General features: G+C 37.4%; 32 protein-coding genes. All 32 read right to left on the minus strand.

The features are described from left to right. Nucleotides 1-5: 5 nt before the first annotated feature. The 32 genes from rplQ to fusA all read right to left on the minus strand — a co-directional run bounded on the left by rplQ (nucleotide 6) and on the right by fusA (nucleotide 18,160). Nucleotides 6-365 (minus strand): 50S ribosomal protein L17, encoded by a 360-nt coding sequence (rplQ, locus tag WD055_04645; GenBank protein MEX0849491.1) that lies wholly within the window; start codon nucleotides 363-365, stop codon nucleotides 6-8. 18 nt (nucleotides 366-383) lie between these two features. Then, nucleotides 384-1,442, minus strand: a complete 1,059-nt coding sequence (locus WD055_04650) for a DNA-directed RNA polymerase subunit alpha (protein MEX0849492.1) — start codon at nucleotides 1,440-1,442, stop codon at nucleotides 384-386. 72 nt (nucleotides 1,443-1,514) lie between these two features. After that, nucleotides 1,515-2,078 carry a 30S ribosomal protein S4 gene (gene rpsD, locus WD055_04655; GenBank protein ID MEX0849493.1) on the minus strand — a complete coding sequence of 188 codons (564 nt, stop codon included), beginning with the start codon at nucleotides 2,076-2,078 and terminating at the stop codon, nucleotides 1,515-1,517. Nucleotides 2,079-2,117: 39 nt separating this feature from the next. Then, nucleotides 2,118-2,501 (minus strand): 30S ribosomal protein S11, encoded by a 384-nt coding sequence (gene rpsK / locus WD055_04660; GenBank protein ID MEX0849494.1) that lies wholly within the window; start codon nucleotides 2,499-2,501, stop codon nucleotides 2,118-2,120. A 28-nt stretch (nucleotides 2,502-2,529) separates the two neighbouring features. Further along, nucleotides 2,530-2,919, minus strand: a complete 390-nt coding sequence (rpsM, locus tag WD055_04665) for a 30S ribosomal protein S13 (GenBank protein MEX0849495.1) — start codon at nucleotides 2,917-2,919, stop codon at nucleotides 2,530-2,532. 2 nt (nucleotides 2,920-2,921) lie between these two features. Next, on the minus strand, nucleotides 2,922-3,038 hold the full coding sequence (gene rpmJ, locus WD055_04670) for a 50S ribosomal protein L36 (GenBank protein ID MEX0849496.1): 117 nt from the start codon (nucleotides 3,036-3,038) through the stop codon (nucleotides 2,922-2,924). 17 nt (nucleotides 3,039-3,055) lie between these two features. After that, nucleotides 3,056-3,280 carry a translation initiation factor IF-1 gene (infA, locus tag WD055_04675; protein ID MEX0849497.1) on the minus strand — a complete coding sequence of 75 codons (225 nt, stop codon included), beginning with the start codon at nucleotides 3,278-3,280 and terminating at the stop codon, nucleotides 3,056-3,058. A gap of 21 nt (nucleotides 3,281-3,301) precedes the next feature. Then, complete coding sequence (map, locus tag WD055_04680) at nucleotides 3,302-4,060, minus strand: type I methionyl aminopeptidase (protein ID MEX0849498.1); 759 nt, start codon at nucleotides 4,058-4,060, stop codon at nucleotides 3,302-3,304. Further along, nucleotides 4,057-4,746: a nucleoside monophosphate kinase gene (locus WD055_04685; protein MEX0849499.1), complete on the minus strand. Its 690-nt coding sequence runs from the start codon at nucleotides 4,744-4,746 to the stop codon at nucleotides 4,057-4,059. Before WD055_04685 ends, map begins: the two co-directional genes overlap by 4 nt. Continuing rightward, complete coding sequence (secY, locus tag WD055_04690) at nucleotides 4,743-6,056, minus strand: preprotein translocase subunit SecY (GenBank protein MEX0849500.1); 1,314 nt, start codon at nucleotides 6,054-6,056, stop codon at nucleotides 4,743-4,745. The genes WD055_04685 and secY overlap by 4 nt, the downstream gene beginning before the upstream one ends. Before the next feature lie 4 nt (nucleotides 6,057-6,060). After that, a complete protein-coding gene (gene rplO, locus WD055_04695) occupies nucleotides 6,061-6,513 on the minus strand; it encodes a 50S ribosomal protein L15 (GenBank protein MEX0849501.1) in 453 nt (150 codons plus the stop codon). Nucleotide 6,514: 1 nt separating this feature from the next. Continuing rightward, a complete protein-coding gene (gene rpsE / locus WD055_04700; GenBank protein MEX0849502.1) occupies nucleotides 6,515-7,009 on the minus strand; it encodes a 30S ribosomal protein S5 in 495 nt (164 codons plus the stop codon). Nucleotides 7,010-7,032: 23 nt separating this feature from the next. Then, a complete protein-coding gene (gene rplR, locus WD055_04705; protein MEX0849503.1) occupies nucleotides 7,033-7,374 on the minus strand; it encodes a 50S ribosomal protein L18 in 342 nt (113 codons plus the stop codon). Between the two features lie 29 nt (nucleotides 7,375-7,403). Then, nucleotides 7,404-7,949, minus strand: coding sequence for a 50S ribosomal protein L6 (rplF, locus tag WD055_04710; protein MEX0849504.1), 546 nt, complete (start codon nucleotides 7,947-7,949; stop codon nucleotides 7,404-7,406). Nucleotides 7,950-7,959: 10 nt separating this feature from the next. After that, on the minus strand, nucleotides 7,960-8,355 hold the full coding sequence (gene rpsH / locus WD055_04715; protein MEX0849505.1) for a 30S ribosomal protein S8: 396 nt from the start codon (nucleotides 8,353-8,355) through the stop codon (nucleotides 7,960-7,962). 28 nt (nucleotides 8,356-8,383) lie between these two features. After that, nucleotides 8,384-8,569, minus strand: a complete 186-nt coding sequence (locus tag WD055_04720; protein MEX0849506.1) for a type Z 30S ribosomal protein S14 — start codon at nucleotides 8,567-8,569, stop codon at nucleotides 8,384-8,386. 27 nt (nucleotides 8,570-8,596) lie between these two features. Next, nucleotides 8,597-9,142 (minus strand): 50S ribosomal protein L5, encoded by a 546-nt coding sequence (rplE, locus tag WD055_04725; protein MEX0849507.1) that lies wholly within the window; start codon nucleotides 9,140-9,142, stop codon nucleotides 8,597-8,599. 34 nt (nucleotides 9,143-9,176) lie between these two features. Further along, nucleotides 9,177-9,404 (minus strand): 50S ribosomal protein L24, encoded by a 228-nt coding sequence (gene rplX, locus WD055_04730; protein MEX0849508.1) that lies wholly within the window; start codon nucleotides 9,402-9,404, stop codon nucleotides 9,177-9,179. Nucleotides 9,405-9,414: 10 nt separating this feature from the next. Continuing rightward, entirely contained in the window at nucleotides 9,415-9,780 is a 366-nt protein-coding gene (gene rplN / locus WD055_04735; protein ID MEX0849509.1) for a 50S ribosomal protein L14, read from the minus strand. Nucleotides 9,781-9,817: 37 nt separating this feature from the next. Further along, the gene (gene rpsQ / locus WD055_04740; GenBank protein MEX0849510.1) at nucleotides 9,818-10,075 is read right to left on the minus strand and encodes a 30S ribosomal protein S17; all 258 of its coding nucleotides are present in this window, start codon (nucleotides 10,073-10,075) and stop codon (nucleotides 9,818-9,820) included. Next, entirely contained in the window at nucleotides 10,075-10,284 is a 210-nt protein-coding gene (gene rpmC / locus WD055_04745) for a 50S ribosomal protein L29 (protein ID MEX0849511.1), read from the minus strand. Before rpmC ends, rpsQ begins: the two co-directional genes overlap by 1 nt. Then, on the minus strand, nucleotides 10,274-10,696 hold the full coding sequence (rplP, locus tag WD055_04750; protein MEX0849512.1) for a 50S ribosomal protein L16: 423 nt from the start codon (nucleotides 10,694-10,696) through the stop codon (nucleotides 10,274-10,276). The genes rpmC and rplP overlap by 11 nt, the downstream gene beginning before the upstream one ends. A 30-nt stretch (nucleotides 10,697-10,726) precedes the next feature. Next, the gene (rpsC, locus tag WD055_04755) at nucleotides 10,727-11,362 is read right to left on the minus strand and encodes a 30S ribosomal protein S3 (protein ID MEX0849513.1); all 636 of its coding nucleotides are present in this window, start codon (nucleotides 11,360-11,362) and stop codon (nucleotides 10,727-10,729) included. Nucleotides 11,363-11,364: 2 nt separating this feature from the next. Further along, on the minus strand, nucleotides 11,365-11,712 hold the full coding sequence (rplV, locus tag WD055_04760) for a 50S ribosomal protein L22 (protein MEX0849514.1): 348 nt from the start codon (nucleotides 11,710-11,712) through the stop codon (nucleotides 11,365-11,367). Nucleotides 11,713-11,791: 79 nt separating this feature from the next. Further along, nucleotides 11,792-12,070 carry a 30S ribosomal protein S19 gene (gene rpsS / locus WD055_04765; GenBank protein MEX0849515.1) on the minus strand — a complete coding sequence of 93 codons (279 nt, stop codon included), beginning with the start codon at nucleotides 12,068-12,070 and terminating at the stop codon, nucleotides 11,792-11,794. A 23-nt stretch (nucleotides 12,071-12,093) separates the two neighbouring features. Next, complete coding sequence (gene rplB, locus WD055_04770) at nucleotides 12,094-12,915, minus strand: 50S ribosomal protein L2 (protein MEX0849516.1); 822 nt, start codon at nucleotides 12,913-12,915, stop codon at nucleotides 12,094-12,096. 3 nt (nucleotides 12,916-12,918) lie between these two features. Further along, nucleotides 12,919-13,263, minus strand: a complete 345-nt coding sequence (locus tag WD055_04775) for a 50S ribosomal protein L23 (GenBank protein ID MEX0849517.1) — start codon at nucleotides 13,261-13,263, stop codon at nucleotides 12,919-12,921. Next, nucleotides 13,254-13,898, minus strand: a complete 645-nt coding sequence (rplD, locus tag WD055_04780) for a 50S ribosomal protein L4 (protein MEX0849518.1) — start codon at nucleotides 13,896-13,898, stop codon at nucleotides 13,254-13,256. Before rplD ends, WD055_04775 begins: the two co-directional genes overlap by 10 nt. 11 nt (nucleotides 13,899-13,909) lie before the next feature. Then, entirely contained in the window at nucleotides 13,910-14,527 is a 618-nt protein-coding gene (gene rplC / locus WD055_04785) for a 50S ribosomal protein L3 (protein ID MEX0849519.1), read from the minus strand. Between the two features lie 17 nt (nucleotides 14,528-14,544). Beyond that, nucleotides 14,545-14,850, minus strand: coding sequence for a 30S ribosomal protein S10 (rpsJ, locus tag WD055_04790; protein ID MEX0849520.1), 306 nt, complete (start codon nucleotides 14,848-14,850; stop codon nucleotides 14,545-14,547). An 18-nt stretch (nucleotides 14,851-14,868) separates the two neighbouring features. Further along, nucleotides 14,869-16,059, minus strand: coding sequence for an elongation factor Tu (gene tuf, locus WD055_04795; GenBank protein MEX0849521.1), 1,191 nt, complete (start codon nucleotides 16,057-16,059; stop codon nucleotides 14,869-14,871). Between the two features lie 34 nt (nucleotides 16,060-16,093). Continuing rightward, entirely contained in the window at nucleotides 16,094-18,160 is a 2,067-nt protein-coding gene (fusA, locus tag WD055_04800) for an elongation factor G (GenBank protein MEX0849522.1), read from the minus strand. Nucleotides 18,161-18,162 lie beyond the last annotated feature (2 nt).

Raw genomic sequence — 18,162 nt, forward strand, 5'->3', positions numbered from 1 at the left:
TTCTTTTACACCCACTCAAGACGAGCTATAGTAGCAGTGTCACTCATACGTTTTCCCATTGGAATAACGCGAGTATAACCACCTGGTCGTTCTGTATAGCGAGGTGCAACTTCGTTAAATAACTTCAATAATGCTTCCTGTTTATATGGTAACATTGATTGAGCTCTACGACGTGCATTAAAATCTTTGCTACCTTTACGCGCAATAGTTACCAACTTTTCAGCTAATCTTTGTGTTTCTTTAACATTAGCTTTAGTTGAAACAAGGTGACCATAAGTAATCAAATGAATAACTTGATTACGTAAAAACGCTTTTCTGTGAGCTGATTTTAAATTTAACTTTCTTTTACCACTTTGATGTTTCATGATCAAACCTTATCGCTGTTAAGCTTTATCTTCTTTTTCTCTTGTTTTGAGAACTTTTTTAAGATCAGATTCTTTGATGTTCATACCAAATGAAAGACCGAATGCTTTCATGCTATCTTTCACTTCATTTAATGACTTACGACCAAAATTTTTGATCTTCAAACTTTCTTCATCAGACAAATTAACTAAATCTAAAATGCGTTTAATACCGGCATTTTTTAAACAGTTATGTGCACGAACTGAAAGTTCTAGTTCATCAATTGCTTTTAACAAAAGATCTACCGGCAGACCTTTTAAGCCAAGCTCATCCAACTGAATTGGCTCTTGCTCTTGCTCATCGTCAAGCACAACCGAAATTTCATTAAATGGAATCTCAGAACTTGTCATGAAATGCTCTAATTGAGTACGCAATACTGATACACCGTAATGCAAAACATCAATTGGATTTTCTGATCCATCTGTCCATACTTTTAAAATCAATTTATCATAATCAATTTCATCACCCACACGGGTTTTTTCAATATCGAAAACAACTTTTTTAATAGGAGAAAACATTGCATCAATATAAATTCTATTATCTTCTTGCAAAGATTTATCCATTGGCCATTGCGCTCGTTGATAACCTCTTCCTGATTCAACAAAAAAAGTAATATCAAGTTCACTATCTGGGCCAACATGTGCAATAACATGATCAGGATTCACCAATTCAAGGTGGTCATCAGTTTCAATGTCAGACACATAAACAGTACCTTCACCCTTGAAATTCAAATGCATTTTACCTGGAATACCATCCTTGTTGCGAACAACAATTTCTTTAATATTCAAAATGATTTGCATGGTATCTTCAATAACACCCGCTACTGAAGAGAATTCATTATTCACCCCTTTTATAATCACCGAAGTAATTGCAGAACCTTCAACACCCCCAAGTAAAATACGTCGTATGGCATTACCCAATGTCATGCCAAAACCTGGCTCTAACGGCTCTGCCGTTAATTCGCCATACGTATTTGAGAGCTCTTTTTTATTCCATTTTAATTTAGGAATAATTAAAGGTTTATACTCCTTCTTATCCATGTAATCTCCTGAACCTTAACCAACACCAAATAGTACAATATAAATAGGAAAACGCAGGTTAATATTTAATAATTATTTAGAATATAACTCTACGATCAAATGCTCTTCAATCGGCACTTGAATATCTGAACGAACTGGAATGCGTAATACACGACCTTGTCGTTCTTTCTTCATCAACTCTAACCACTCGGGAACTTTAACACCAATATTAAGTCGTTTATCAACAACTTGCTCTAAGAACTGTTTTTTCTCTAGAACATTGGGAGCCAATGAAACTACATCATTAACTGACACCAAAAATGAAGGAGTATATACTTTTTTGTTGTTTACCAAAATGTGCCCATGAACAATTACTTGACGAGCTTGCGTACGACTTGTTGTTAATTTTAACTTATATAAAACATTATCTAATCGTCGTTCAAGTAAGCTCAATAAGTTTTCACCTGGCGCCCCCTTGCTACGTACAGCTATGCCAAAAAAGCGTTTAAACTGCTTTTCTCGCATACCATACATATTTCTCACTTTTTGTTTTTCCTCAAGTTGTCTGCCATACTCTGACACCTTGCGGGCTCTTTTTTTAACTTCCTTTTTTTTATCAGTGGTTGTTTTTGCACCGGGTCTTGTTCTCTTTTCCATGAATCTTTTAACCTACGTAAAACATTTTACAAAAAACTATTATACACGACGTTTTTTTGGTGGCCTGCAACCATTATGTGGCAATGGAGTTACATCACGTAACACAGAAATGTGCAAGCCTGCACCTTGAAAAGCTCTCACAACAGATTCACGTCCGGATCCAGGACCTTGTAAATTTATTTCGACGTTTTTAACGCCCATAGTTTGCATATCTTTTGCAAGCATATTGCCAATTTGACCTGCAGCAAAAGGCGTACCTTTACGCGCACCTTTAAAGCCTAATTTTCCTGAACTACCACGTAACAATACATCACCATCAGTAGTTGTAATCGCAACTAATGTATTATTAAATGTCGATTTAACATGTGCAACTACTGAGTCAACATGTTTTTTTGATTTCTTTGATTTTTTTTTATATGCCATTGTACCTTAGTATCCTATGAAATAAGCACTATTTTTTTGTAGCTTGACGTTTAAGAGCAACTTGTCCACCTTTACGTTTTGGTCCTTTGCGCGTGCGCGCATTTGTTTTAGTACGTTGACCACGTACAGGCAATCCACGTTTGTGACGTAAACCACGATATGAACCAATTTCTTGTAAACGTTTAATATCTAGGCGAATCTCTTTTCTTCGTTCACCTTCTGCGCGATGATTTAATGTTATCTCTTTTTGAAGTATAGCAACTTCACCATCAGACAAATCTTTAACGCGCTTATCAGGATCAATTCCCGTCACTTTTAAAATATCTCTAGCTGATTTAAGCCCTATGCCAAAAACATAAGTAAGGCCATACTCAACACGTTTACTTGCAGGTAAATTAACACCTTCTATTCTAGCCATAATTACCCTTGTCGTTGTTTATGCTTTGGACTACGTTTGCATATTACACGAATAACGCCATTACGTTTTATAATACGGCATTCTTCGCACATTTTTTTAACTGAAGTTCGTACTTTCATGATTAACTTTCCGTAAATTATATTTTATATCGCAATACAATTCTTCCACGCGTCAGATCATAAGGTGACAACTCTAAAGCAACCTTATCACCAGGTAAAATTTTGATGTAATGCATACGCATTTTACCCGAAACATGACCTAACACAATGTGTCCACCTTCTATCTCAACACGAAACATTGCATTTGGCAACGTTTCTTTCACAATACCATCAACGCGTATTACGTCTTCTTTTTTTTTCATATTTTTTTGTTTCATACAATTTTACCTATGCACAGAATTACGAGTTATAATTTTTGGTCCTCTATCGGTAATAACAACTGTATCTTCTACATGAGCAGCTAAACTACCGTCTTGAGTAGATACAGTCCAACCATCTTGAGTAATACAGACAGTATAATCACCTTGAGTGATCATTGGTTCAATTGCAAAAGCCATTCCAGATCGCAAAATAGGTCCTTTTCCCGATGCACCATAATTCAATACTTCCGGATCCTCATGCATCTGTTTTCCAATACCATGCCCTGCAAAATCCCTTACAACACCAAAACCTGCTTTTTCAACAACCTGTTGAATCGCAGCTGATATATCACTAAGTCGGTTTCCGGGTACAGCTTTTGCAATACCTGCATTTAACGACTGCTCTGCAACTTTTGCCAACTGTTTTGCCTCTTGCGATACTTCACCAATAAAAAATGGACGGGCCATATCGGCACAGTAGCCTTTATAAGAAGCACAAACATCTACCTTTACAAAGTCACCATCTTTTAATGCTCTTTGTGAAGGGACACCATGTACAACTTCATCATTTACTGAAATACAACTTACATGAGCATAACCCATATAACCTTTCATGCGTGAAAGCAAACCTCTTTTTTTTAATTCGCTTTCAATCCATGCATCAATATCAGCCGTTGTAATTCCAACATCGATGATTGATTTAAGGTTGTCAAACATACCAGATAATAAAGTTCCCGCTTCTTCCATTTTTTTAATGGAAGATTTATTTTTTATAACTATCATTCTTTTGCATCAGCAACTGTATTTTTAAACGTATCAAATATTTCATTAAGAGGGCGATCCACATCAACCTCAATCAGTTCATTTTTAGCTTGTAAACAATCAAGCATATCTTTTTCAAAATCACGGTACACCTTTAATCGATTCATAACAGTATCTCGACTGTCATCATCTCTACGACCTAAAGGCATTTCACAAATGTCACACCGCATCTCTTTTTTAGGAAGAAGCCCAGATTGAGAACAACCTGAATACACTGTTTGACATTGCTTATTCTGACAAATATATCTATTACAAATACGATTGATCGCTATCTCATCCGAAATGAGAAAACGAACAACATTTATTTTCAATGAACCATATTTATTTCGTATAAGTGAAAATAAACTTTTCGCTTGAATAATATTTCTAGGAAATCCATCCAAGATAAGTGACTTTTCCGTTTTAATCGTTTGACTAAGCCATTCATCAACCATATCAGTAATGAGCTCATCAGATATAAGTTTACCAGATTTTATCGTAAAATCTATCTGTTTGCCTATATGAGTGTCTTCAGCAATATGCTTGCGGCATAAGTTACCGGTAGAAAGCTGCGTCCATCCAAACTGCTCAATACACAATTTAGATAAAGAACCCTTGCCTGCACCTGGTGGACCAATAAAAATATATGCCTCTTGCTTATTTATCACCTTCCACCCCTGCTTTTAAATCGGCCTGAAGTCAAAAGTCCTTCATACCGATGCTCAATCAAGTAAGACTCAATTTGAGCAGCAGTTTCAAGTGCAACACCAACAACGATGAGCAATGCAGTACCACCTAAAAAGAAAGGCATATCAATAAAAATATTCAACAAGTTAGGCAATAAAGCTAAAATCGCTAAATAAACAGCACCAGCTAAACCTATACGAGTCAAAATAAAATTAAAGTAATCAGCAGTTCGTCTTCCCGGACGAATACCAGGAATAAAGCCACCTTGCTTCTTAATGTTTTGAGCCAGTTCTTCCGGATTAAACACCAAGGCAGTATAAAAGAAAGAAAAGAATATAATACACGCAAACTGTAAGACATTATAAACAACGCCACCACGCATAATATATTCTGTTATATCTTTAAAAAATTCAAAACGTGATGCTAGCATGGATGATAAAAACGTAGGAATGTTCAATACCGCACCCGCAAAAATAACCGGCATAACACCTGCCGTATTTATTTTAAACGGAATATAAGTACTTTGACCACCATATACACGATTGCCTACAATGCGTCGTGAATACTGTACAGGAATTTTTCGCTCACCTTTTTCAAGATAAACAATACAGGCAGTTACCGCTATAAATACAGCTAAAATAACTAATGCCATCATCCAATCCATAAGCCCTTGCTGTACTAACGTAATCACCCGAATTACATAATCAGGGAAATTTGCGATAATACCCGCAAAAATAATCATAGAGCTTCCATTTCCAATACCAAACAGAGTAATCTGCTCTCCGAGCCACATTACAAACATCGCACCAACAACTGTTGATAAAATAAAGATGAGTCTAAATGTCCAACCGGGATTTAAGACCAATCCTTGACGCTCTAAGATAAAAATAAAACCGAAACTTTGCATAAATGCAACACCAAGCGCTAAATAACGCGTGTACTGATTTATGATTTTTCGGCCATATTCACCTTCTTTAAGCAACTGCTCTAATGTCGGTATCGTCATGCCCAACATTTGCATCATAATTGATGCAGTAATATAAGGACTAATACCAAGTGCAAAAATTGTACAGGTACGTAAATTACCACCAGAAAAAAGATCTAAATAGCCAAATAAGCCCCCTAACCCTGTTTGTTGCGTCATAAGCTGACTTAAAGCTTCTAAATTAATGCCGACAACTGGTATATGACCACCGAATCGATAAATAATTAAAACACCTAGGGTAAATAAAACCTTTTTTCGTAGCTCTGGAATATTAAAAATATTGAGCAAGTTTTTTAAGAGTACCACGACGTTACTTCTCCTCAGTTAGGCGAGCCTCTCCACCAATATCACTTAATGCTTTTTGAGCCCCTTTACTAAAAGCATCTGCATGAATAATCATTTTTTTTATAGCATGATTACCCAATACTTTTATTTTAAAAGGACCTTTACTTTTTCTTGGCTTAATTACTTTTTTTTCAATTAATGCTTCTTTAGTAACTATTACGCCTTCATCAAATAGATCTGTTACACGTTCAATATCAACTGTATATTGTTCATATTGAAACTGAACATTACTAAACCCGCGTTTAGGCAATCTGCGATGTAAAGGCATTTGGCCACCTTCAAATGATGCTTTTACGCTACCCCCTGAACGCGCTTTTTGTCCTTTATGGCCTTTACCAGATGTCCCACCACGGCCCCCACCGCGACCAATACGTTTTCTTTTTTTTACTAATGGTTGTAAAGTATGCAACTGATCCATATTATGCTCCTATCTCAGTAGTGCTGCGCAATCTTGCCAAATGTTCTGCAGAACGCAATTTTGCAAGTGCATTCAATGTCGCTTTGACAACATTTTGACGATTAGATGAACCAATAGATTTTGCTAAAATATCTTTTATACCCAAGGCTTCCATAACAGAACGAACTGCACCACCGGCAATAACACCGGTACCTTTTGATGCTGATCTAATTACAACCTTGCTTGCTCCATGCTTTCCGATAACAGGATAAGGAATTGTTGCTCCACGCAATGGAACAGCTATCAGATTCTTTCTTGCTCTGTTAGTTGCTTTTGCTATTGCTTGTGAAACTTCCTTACTTTTACCTAAGCCAATACCCACGTTTCCTTTTTGATTACCGGATACTACCAATGCAGAAAATGAAAACCTTTTTCCACCTTTAGTTACTTTAGTAACACGACGTACATTGATAACAAAATCGGTAAATCCACTGTCTTTATGATCTCTTTCAGCCATTACGTTTTACCTTGTCCTACGAACTATATTTTCAATCCACCTTCACGCAAACCTTCAGCCAAAGCTTTCACTCTTCCGTGATATAAAAAAGAACCTCTGTCAAATTTAGCAGCTTCAACGCCTTTTTCTTTTGCGCGCTTTGCCAATTCTAATCCAACTGCTTGAGCTTGAGCTTTTTTATCACCCTTAGCTTTAAGTTCTAATGATGAACAACTAACAATTGTCTTATGCCCTAAATCATCAATGAGCTGAGCATAAATATTTGTTAAACTACGAAAAACAGACACACGCGGCAATGAGCTACCTTTTAAAGTAGATCGCACACGATACGCTCTTCGACTTTTCTTCTGATTATTTTTTCGTATTAGTGACACTTAATAATCCCTAATTAAAATTATGCTTTTGTTTTACCAGCTTTTTGAATAACTCTGTCAGTTGATAGCCTGATACCAGTTTGTTTATAAGGTTCAGTTTTTTTAAGTGCTTTAACCAAACTGCAAACTTGACCTAATTTTTGTTTGTCAAATGAACTAAAAGTCAATTTTTGACCGGTCTTATCAACCTGCAAACTTACTTCCTTAGGCAAACTAAAATCTATTTTATGACTATAACCCAAAGTAAAAGTAATTTTAGATCCAGATAACACAGCTTTATAACCAAGACCTTTAATAATAACTTCTTTAGTAAAACCTGTATCGGAACCAACAATAGCATTAGACAACAATGCTCTATGCATTCCCCAAATACGATTAAAGTCTCGAGTTTTTTTTTGATCTTCCCCTGGTTTCAACCAAAGTCGACCATCTGTAACTTCAATTTTCATATTTTCAGGAAGCTCATATACGCCAGAACTTTGTTTACCCTTGTAATGAACTGAGTTGCCTTTAATATCTACTGAAACATTATTCAAATTTATAGGCATTCTGCCGATTTTTGACATATGGACACCCTTACCAAACAGTACAAATGACTTCACCACCAACGCTTAGCTCTTTCGCTTTACGATTAGTCATGATGCCTTTATTTGTGGTTAATATCGAAACACCAAGCCCACCAATAACCGGCTTAACTTTTTTATGCCCGGCATATTTTCTTAAACTTGGTTTACTTATACGTGTAATTTCATGTATAACCGATTCACCATCAACATATTTAAGAAATATTTTAATATTTTTTCTTGTATCTTCTGCAGATTGCTCAGCAAAATCACGAATAAAACCTTCATTTTTCAAAATTTGAACAATTGAACTGTTCATTTTTGAATGAGGAACAATTACAAACGGCTTTGAAGCCATAATGCCATTGCGAATGATGGTCAATAAATTACCGATAACATCAATCGACATATAAATTCCTTTCTATATAGCTTGGCATTTACCAGCTAACTTTTTTAACGCCAGGAAGCAAACCATCCAACGCATTTTTTCTAAAACACATACGACACATTTTAAACATGCGCATATAACCGCGCGGTCTGCCACACAATTGGCAACGATTTCTTTTTCTGGCTGAAAACTTCGGTGTTTTATTAGCCTTTTCAATAAGAGCCTTCCTGGCCATATCGCTATACCTCTTTCTTTAACTTATTTAGCTTTTACTAAATGGCATGTTAAAAGATTTTAACAATTCAAAACCAAAATCATCATTTACTGTAGATGTCACAAAGGTAATATTTAAACCATGCGATTTATCAGTAAGGTCATGATGAACTTCAGGAAAGATTGCCCAGTCTTTAATGCCAAGATTGTAATTACCACGACGATCCATCTTTCGTGGTACACCTTGGAAATCGCGAACTTTTGGCAACGCCATATTTATTAATCTATCTAAAAACTCATACATATTTTGGCCACGCAAGGTAACTTTCACACCTATTGGCATCCCTTCACGCAACTTAAAACCGGCTATCGATTTTTTTGCTTTAGTGCGGACTGGCTTTTGACCTGTAATGAGATTTAAAACATCAGTAATCAGATTCAAAGATTTCGAATCTGAAACAGCATCTTTTGCCCCAATGTTTACAACTATTTTTTCCAACTTTGGAACTTCCATTACATTCTTTAACTTAAATTTTTCTTTTAATTGAGAAACTATTTTTTCTTTGTATAGTTCCTCTAATCGAGCCTTGGCCATAATTTTGGATCCTAAATACCATTAAGCTGATGAATTATTCCTTGACCGGCATGACATTAGAAATATCAATATACCGTTCTTCTTTCTTAATACCTGGTATGTCACCTTGTTTACGTGCCTTCACATGGCGCGTTACCACAGCAACATCTTTAACCATAACTTTACCTTTTTTTGGTAAAATTGCAATTACTGAACCCGTCTTACCTTTGTCTTTACCGGTTAAGACGTAAACAGAGTCGCCTTTTTTAATGCGTGAATTCATAAAAAATTCCTTATACCACTTCAGGCGCTAATGAAATAATCTTATTATATCCTTTAGCACGTAATTCACGTGCAATAGGACCGAATATACGGGTCGCAACAGGTTCTTTTTCTTTCACAATAACTGCAGCATTATCCCCAAAACGAATATAGCTACCATCATCACGACGACATTCTTTACGAGTACGAACGATAACTGCTGTTACCAATTCACTTTTCTTAACAGTGCCACCTGGAATCGCTTTTTTTACCGTACATTTAACTGTATCACCCAATGAAGCAAATCGTTTACGAGTACTTCCAATAATATGAATTACTTGTAAAGCTTTTGCTCCTGAGTTATCGGCAACTTCCAAGTATGATTCTTTTTGAACCATTTTATTTTACCTTTTACTTATGGAAATCCGACACATATTAAGCATCGCTTAAAATACGTGAAAGATACATATACTTAGTTTTTGAAACAGGCCGGCCTTCATAAAATTCAACCTTGTCACCTAGCTTAGCCTGTTTACCTTCATCATGAACTTTATACTTTTTCGATGAACGCATGATCTTATGAAAGCGTGGATCTTTATAAGTCCTGACTACTTGCACAACAACTGTTTTGTCCATTTTATCTGAAACAACTTCCCCTATATAGGGTTGTTTCTTTTTCACTTGTTCAGCCATTAGTTACCTTTTTGCTGTTTGTTACGTAAAAAGGTTAAAATTCGAGCTACATCTCTACGTAATTTTTTAAACAAAGAGTAGTCTTTAATGTGAGCAGTTGAAGCATTTAATCTTAAACTAAAAAGCTCGCGTCGAATTCCTTCGAGCTTATCTTGTAACTCAACTGCACCCATATGCTCTAACTCTTGCTTGAACTTATCAACTTTCATGGAAATCACTCTTTTTAACAAATCGCGTTTTCATTGGTATTTTATAAGAAGCTTGTTTTAAAACCAAACGTGCTTCTTGTTCACCTAAACCCGAGATTTCACAAATTATTCGTTCGCGCTTTACCACAGAAACCCATCTGTCAACAGGCCCCTTACCCTTACCCATTCGAGTTTCAGCAGGTTTTTTCGTAACCGGCTTATCTGGAAACACTCGTAAGAATAACTTCCCAACTTTTTTTAATTTTCTTGACATAGATACACGCACAGCTTCAATTTGCTGTGCAGATAGCCATCCCGGCTCAACAGCTTGTAAACCATATTCGCCAAATGCAATCGAACGTGCGCCTTTTGAGCGTCCCTTCATGGTGCCTCGTTGCACTTTTCTAAACTTTGTTTTTTTCGGCATTAACATGTTTAAAATCTTTCATTCTAAATATCACATTTATGCGTGTTTATATTCGCCTCTACAGATCCAAACCTTAACACCAATAATACCATATGTTGTCATCGCTTCTTCAAAGCCATAATCAATATCGGCACGTAATGTGTGTAAAGGAACTGATCCAACACGCGTCCATTCAGTTCGAGCAATCTCAGCACCATTCAAACGACCGGCAACACAAATCTTAATTCCTTGTGCTCCCGCACGCATACTCGATGCTGCAGCTCTTTTCATAACTTTTTTATAACTAGCACGTCGTTCAATTTGATCGGCAATCGCACGTGCTACCAACCTTGCATCCAACTCAGGAGTTTTGATTTCTTGCACTGAAATTTCAACATTGCCTTTATTAAGCAAACTGTTCAATTTAGTGCGCAATGAATCAATTTCCTGCCCTTTTTTTCCGATAACAGAACCGGGGCGAGCTGAATGGATAATAACTTTAATGTTATCACCAGCTTTTTCAATTTCAATCTTTGCTACTTCAGCTTTGCTAAGAGCGTCCTTCACAAAACGGCGTATTTTAATATCCTCTAAGGCCTTATCGCCATAATCTTTTTTTTTGGCAAACCAACGAGAATCCCAATCAAGATAGACGCCTAATCTATATCCTAATGGATGAACCTTTTGTCCCACAGTTAATCCTTCTTAACTTTCAGATTTTCAATGGCAACACTCATGTGTGAAGAACGTCTGCGATATATTTTCGCCCGACCCATTGCACCAGGTCTAAAATAACGATATCTCGGACCTTCATCTACACGAATATCTGTAATTATCATATCTCTTGCCTCAACCCCTTCATGTTGCTTAGCATTAGCAGCGGCCGATTTAAGCATTTTGCTTATCGGTACAACACGTTTTATGGGGCATGTAGCAAGCCAATCAAGCGCATATTGAACATTTTTTCCGCGAATAACATCTACGTAAGAACGCAGCTTATAGGGTGAAAAACGAACATAGCGAGCTTTTGATACAAACTGCATTATATAACCTTAGAACCATAATCAACTAATTAATTATTATTTTACACAAATTGTACATTATCAGCAAGAGCAAATCATATTATTTTTGACCTGCTTTTTTTTGCCCACTATGTAATCTAAATGTTCTAGTAGGTACAAACTCGCCTAAATAATGTCCAACCATATTTTCAGTTATAAAAACTGATACATGTTTGCGGCCATTATGAACCGCAAAGGTTAAACCTACAAAATCAGGTATAACCAAACTTCTACGTGACCATGTTTTTATAACTTCACGTTTACCGCTTTCTTTTACTTTGTGAACCTTTTCCATCAAAGACGGCTCTACATAAGGGCCTTTTTTGGCAGATCTTGCCATATTTTTGCCTTTTTATAAAACGATTATTTCTTTCTACGTTTTAATATCAATGGGTTTTTACGTTTACGTGTACGTGTACCCTTACAACCTTTACCCCATGGAGTTCGTGGATGCGAACCTGACTTAGAACGGCCTTCACCACCACCATGTGGATGATCAACCGGGTTCATAGCCATACCACGCACTGACGGTCTAAATCCGCGATGGCGTGTTCTACCTGCTTTACCCCATGAAATATTTTTATAATGAGCATTACCCAATGTACCAATCGTTGCCCAACACTCTAACGGTACCATGCGCATCTCACCGGATGGCATTTTAAGCGTTGCATACTTATCGGTTTTAGCAACAAATTGTGCAGCTGTTCCTGCACTTCGAGCAACTTTCCCACCAGTACCCGGTGTCAACTCAATATTATGAACAAAAAAACCTATAGGGATTTTGCTCAAAGGCAATGCGTTACCTATACGAGCTTCAGCTTGTTCACTTGAAAGAACAACGCTTCCAACTTTAACACCTTCCGGAAGAAGGATATAACGTTTAGCACCATTTTTATATACAACTAATCCAATACGAACATTACGATTTGGATCGTATTCGATAGCAGTAACCTTGCCCTCAACGTCCCGCTCTTCACGCTTAAAATCAATCATACGATATAATTTAGCAGCACCACCACCTCGATGTCGAACAGTGATACGCCCGTATACGTTTCTTCCGCCTTTACGTTTTAATCCCTTTACAAGAGAACGTTCTGGACTTTTTTTAGTAATGTCTTCAGAACTTAAAAAAGACTGGAAACGGAGCGACGCATTTCTTGGCTTACGTAATCTTATTTTTGCCATTTTTTATCCTTTCGATTCAGCATTTTTTGGAGCTTCTTTTACTGGAAGTTCTGATCCTGCTTGATCGAATAAATCTAAGGAATAACCCTCGGCCAAAGTAACGATAGCACGCTTTTCATTAGGACGTGAGATTTTTCTTCTACGTACCATGCGTGTTTTTCCCTTACGGACTTGAATTTTAACGTCCTTGACCTTTACATTAAACAGCTTTTCAAGAGCTTCTGCTACAAGTTTTTTATTAGCGTGGGGATGCACTTTAAGAAACAACTTTTTTAAAAGTTTATTTAACTTATATGCTTTGTCGGAAATAACAGGCCCCTTAATAATATCATAGATTGTTAAATCCATCTTGAAACCATTTCTTTAAAAGATTCAACATCTTTATTTAAGACCATCCAGCGATCTGCATTAATTAAATCAAATGCATTAGCTTGATCGAAAAATAACACCTTAACTTGCGATAAATTAGCAAATGATGCATAGGTCAAAAAATCATCCATTGGAACAAATAAAATGACTTTTTTTGTAAAAAAATCTGCATGTTTCAATAAACGTGAAGCTTGCGCTGTACTTGGTTTATCACCTTCAATTTGCCAATCAAATATACACACTTTGTCCTGAGACAAAAATTGATGCGCCAAGTGTCTTAATACCTGACGTTTCATTTGCTTAGTTACCGTAAGTTTTCTTGAGCGCTTTTGCGGCCCAAAAGTAACTCCGCCACCTCGCCATATAGGAGAACGCGCTGTTCCTGCACGAGCTCGACCGGTTCCTTTTTGCTTCCAAGGTTTTTTATTTGACAAAGAAACGTCTGCACGCCCTTTAGTCGCTAATGTACCTTGTCTCCAGTTTTGTAGCAGTGAACGAATCCATTGTGCTACTGCTGCAGAAGAAGTTTCCAGACCTTCACGATCATAACCAACTTCATGTGCAGATAGAGCACGAAGAGTTCCCTGATTCTTTGTTTTTTCTTGCTTACTCATTGCTTATGTTCCTATGCCTTTTGAAGAAAAATCAAAGATCCTGCTTTTCCCGGAACAGAACCTTTAAGCAAAACAACATTATCATTCGGCTTAATCGTAATAATTTCTAAATTACGAATCACCTTGCTATCATCACCAAGATGTCCCGGCATTCTTTTTCCTTTAGGAACTCGCCCTTGAGAACGCATAAAACTTATGGAACCTGGACGTTTACCCATCTTGGAACCATGACTTGCTGGAGGACCCGCAAAGCCATGACGTTTAACCACACCGGCAAAACCTCTTCCTTTTGACGTACCATGTACATCAACCATATCACCTTGTTGAATTACATTTAGAAAAGATGCCGGTTTACCAACTTCTAATTCCAATGCGATATCTTTATTTAACTTTATTTCACGAATAAAGCTAAAATATTTTTTCGGCTGTTTAATCCAATCCAATGAGAACTCTTGTTCTTCATATTTTGGACGAACGCAACCTACTTGGACTGCATCGTAACCATCTTTTTCGACAGTTCGAATATTGGTAATAAACCAATGTGCAGTATTAATAACGGTAACCGGTACAACTTTGTTTTCAGCGAAAACTTGCGTCATACCTATTTTTTTACCCCATAGACCTGTCATAATGCATTACCTTTACGCTATTTAATCTCGACATCAACGCCAGATGAGATATTTAACTTCATAAGCGCATCCATAGTTTGGTCTGAAGGACTTAAAATATCCAACACACGTTTATGTGAAGTTAACTCAAATTGCTCACGTGATGTTTTATTTACATGAGGAGAACGCAATACAGTAAAACAACGCTGTCTATTAGGCAAAGGCACAGGCCCCATCAAATGGGAGCCTGTTCTTTTGACTGTCGAAACAATTTGTTTAACTGCTTTGTCAAGCAACTGATGATCGAATGATTTTAGGGTCAAACGTATTTTCTGTTTTTTCATAAGTTATTAGCCCAAAAATTATTCAACAATTTCAGTTACCACACCTGAACCAACAGTTCTTCCGCCTTCACGAATCGCAAAACGCAAATCTTTATCCATTGCGATTGGCGCGATTAGGTCAACGATTAGATCAACGTTATCACCTGGCATAACCATTTCACGCCCTTCAGGCAAGGTTACAATACCGGTAACGTCAGTTGTTCTAAAGTAGAATTGAGGACGGTATCCGCTAAAGAATGGACTATGACGACCACCTTCATCTTTTGACATGATATACACTTTAGCTTTAAATTTCTTGTGAGGAGTAATTGAGCCTGGTTTAGCTACAACCATACCACGTTCGATATCTTCTTTTTTGACACCACGTAGTAAAAGGCCTGCGTTATCACCAGCTTGACCTTCGTTCAATGTTTTTTTAAACATTTCAACACCGGTCACTACTGATTTTATTTTTTTACCTAAACCAATAATTTCAACTTCTTCACCAACTTTTACGATACCTTGCTCAATACGACCAGTTGCTACCGTTCCACGGCCTGAAATTGAAAATACACTTTCAATTGGCATCAAGAATGGTTTATCAACATCACGTTTTGGCTCTGGAATGTAAGCGTCTAATGCTTCCATTAATTTATCAATTGCAGGCCCACCAATTTCTGAAGTATCACCTTCAAGTGATTTCAAAGCAGAACCTTTGATAACAGGTATGTCATCACCAGGGAAGCCATATTTGCTCAATAATTCTCTAATTTCTTCTTCAACCATTTCGATCATGTCTGGATCATCCACCATGTCTACTTTGTTCAAAAACACTACTAGAGCTGGAACGTTAACGTTTTTAGCCAAAACGATATGTTCACGTGTTTGTGGCATAGCACCGTCAGCTGCAGAAACAACTAAGATTCCACCATCCATTTGTGCCGCACCAGTGATCATGTTTTTTACATAGTCAGCGTGACCAGGACAGTCAACGTGTGCATAGTGACGGCTTGGTGATTCATATTCTACATGTGAAGTAGCAATAGTAATACCACGTGCTTTTTCTTCCGGTGCGTTATCGATTTCATCAAAATTACGCATTGCAGCCAAGCCTTTATCGGCCTGATGCTTTGTGATCGCAGCGGTTAATGTAGTTTTACCATGGTCAACGTGACCAATAGTTCCAACATTAACGTGCGGTTTTTTACGTTCAAAAACGTCTTTAGCCATTGTTAATACTCCGTCTGGACAAATTATTAAACGTTTACTTTTTCTCTACAATTTCATCTTGGACATTTTTCGGCACTTCACGATAGCATTCAAATTCCATCGTATAAGTTGCTCGACCTTTGGTCATAGAACGCAACTCCGTTGCATAACCAAACATATTCCCGAGTGGTACTTCAGCTGTAATAACTTGTTTATCAGCTTGCGGATCCATTCCAAGAATTCTGCCACGACGAGAATTTAAATCACCCATTACATCACCCATATAATCTTCTGGAGTTTCAGCAACCACTTTCATAATTGGCTCCAAGAGAACTGGTGATGCTTGTTTCATACCAGTTTTAAATGCCATAGAGGCCGCCACCTTAAATGCAAGCTCTGATGAATCAACATCATGATACGAGCCGTCATATAACGTAGCTTTAAAGTCAACTGTTGGATACCCTCCTAAAACGCCTGTATTTAAAGCCTCTTCGAGACCTTTTTGCACAGGAGAAATAAATTCTCTAGGAATTGTTCCACCAACAACTTTATTTATAAATTCAAAACCTTCACCTCTTTCTGCGGGCTCAAATTTAATGTGTACGTGACCATACTGCCCACGTCCACCAGATTGTTTTACATACTTACCTTCAACATCTGCAAGTTTTTGTATAGTCTCTTTATAAGCAACTTGCAATTTACCTTGTACAACTTCAACTTTATGTTCAGTGCGCAAGCGGTCAATTACAACTTCAAGATGCAATTCTCCCATTCCCCTAATAACAGTTTGACCTGTTTCATCATCATAAGTGAATTGGAATGAAGGATCTTCTTGCATCATTTTTTTTAGAGATAAAGCCATTTTTTCATAATCAGCTTTATTCTTTGGTTCAACAGAAGCAGAAATAACAGGAGTAGGAATTGTTATTGATTCAAGTAATGCCCCGTCTTTTGATCCACACAATGTATCACCCGTAATAGCTTCTTTAATACCTACTACAGCAGCAATATCACCCGCGCGTATTGCATCAACTTCTTCGCGTTTATTTGAATGCATTTTAACGATACGACTTACACGCTCTTTTGAACCGGTACGAATATTAAAAACGTAAGAACCTGCTTTAAGCTCACCTGAATATACGCGAACAAAGTTCAACACACCCACAAAAGGATCGGTCATAATTTTGAAAACAAGACCATAGAACTCAGCGTTCGGATCAGCTTTAATATGTTCGACTTCTCCAGCTCTTACCAAAGTGCCTTCAACAGGAGGAACGTCTAATGGAGACGGCAAGTAATCTACAACAGCATCAAGTAAAAGCTGTACGCCTTTGTTCTTGAAAGCTGTACCACAAAATGCCAATGCTACTTTAAGCTCTAAAACGCCCTTACGCAATGCAGCTTTTATCTCATCAATGCTGATTTCTTCTTCATTAAGATATTTTTCAGCAACGGTGTCATCAAAATCTGCTGCCGCATCAAGGACTTCACTGTACATATCTCGAGCTTTATCCGCATACTCTGCGGGAATATCTTCCCAAGTTACCTCAGTACCCTTGTCACCACTAAAAGTCGCCATTTTTTGAGTAAGAATATCGATGATGCCGGTAAAGTTTTCAGCTTCACCTACAGGCAATTGCATTGCCAAAGCATTTCCGCCCAGCTTTTCATTCACATCTTTAACAACTTTGAAAAAATCACCACCGACACGATCCATTTTATTGGCGAATACAATACGAGGAACACTATAGCGGTTAGCTTGTCGCCAAACAGTTTCAGACTGAGGCTGAACACCATCTACAGCTGAAAACACTGCTACAACGCCATCAAGCACACGCAATGAACGCTCTACTTCAATAGTGAAATCAACGTGACCCGGTGTATCGATAATGTTAACTTGGTGATCTCTCCAGAAGCATGTTGTTGCCGCAGAGGTAATAGTGATACCACGTTTGCGCTCTTGCTCCATCCAATCCATGACAGCTTCGCCCTCATGAACCTCACCTATTTTGTGTGAAATACCAGTATAAAACAACATACGTTCGGTTACCGTTGTTTTACCCGCATCAATATGAGCCGCTATGCCAATGTTTCTATACTTATCTAAAGAAAGCCTACTCATTT

Source organism: Candidatus Dependentiae bacterium (assembly GCA_040878395.1).
Taxonomy (GTDB): Bacteria; Babelota; Babeliae; order Babelales; family Vermiphilaceae; genus JAKBEL01.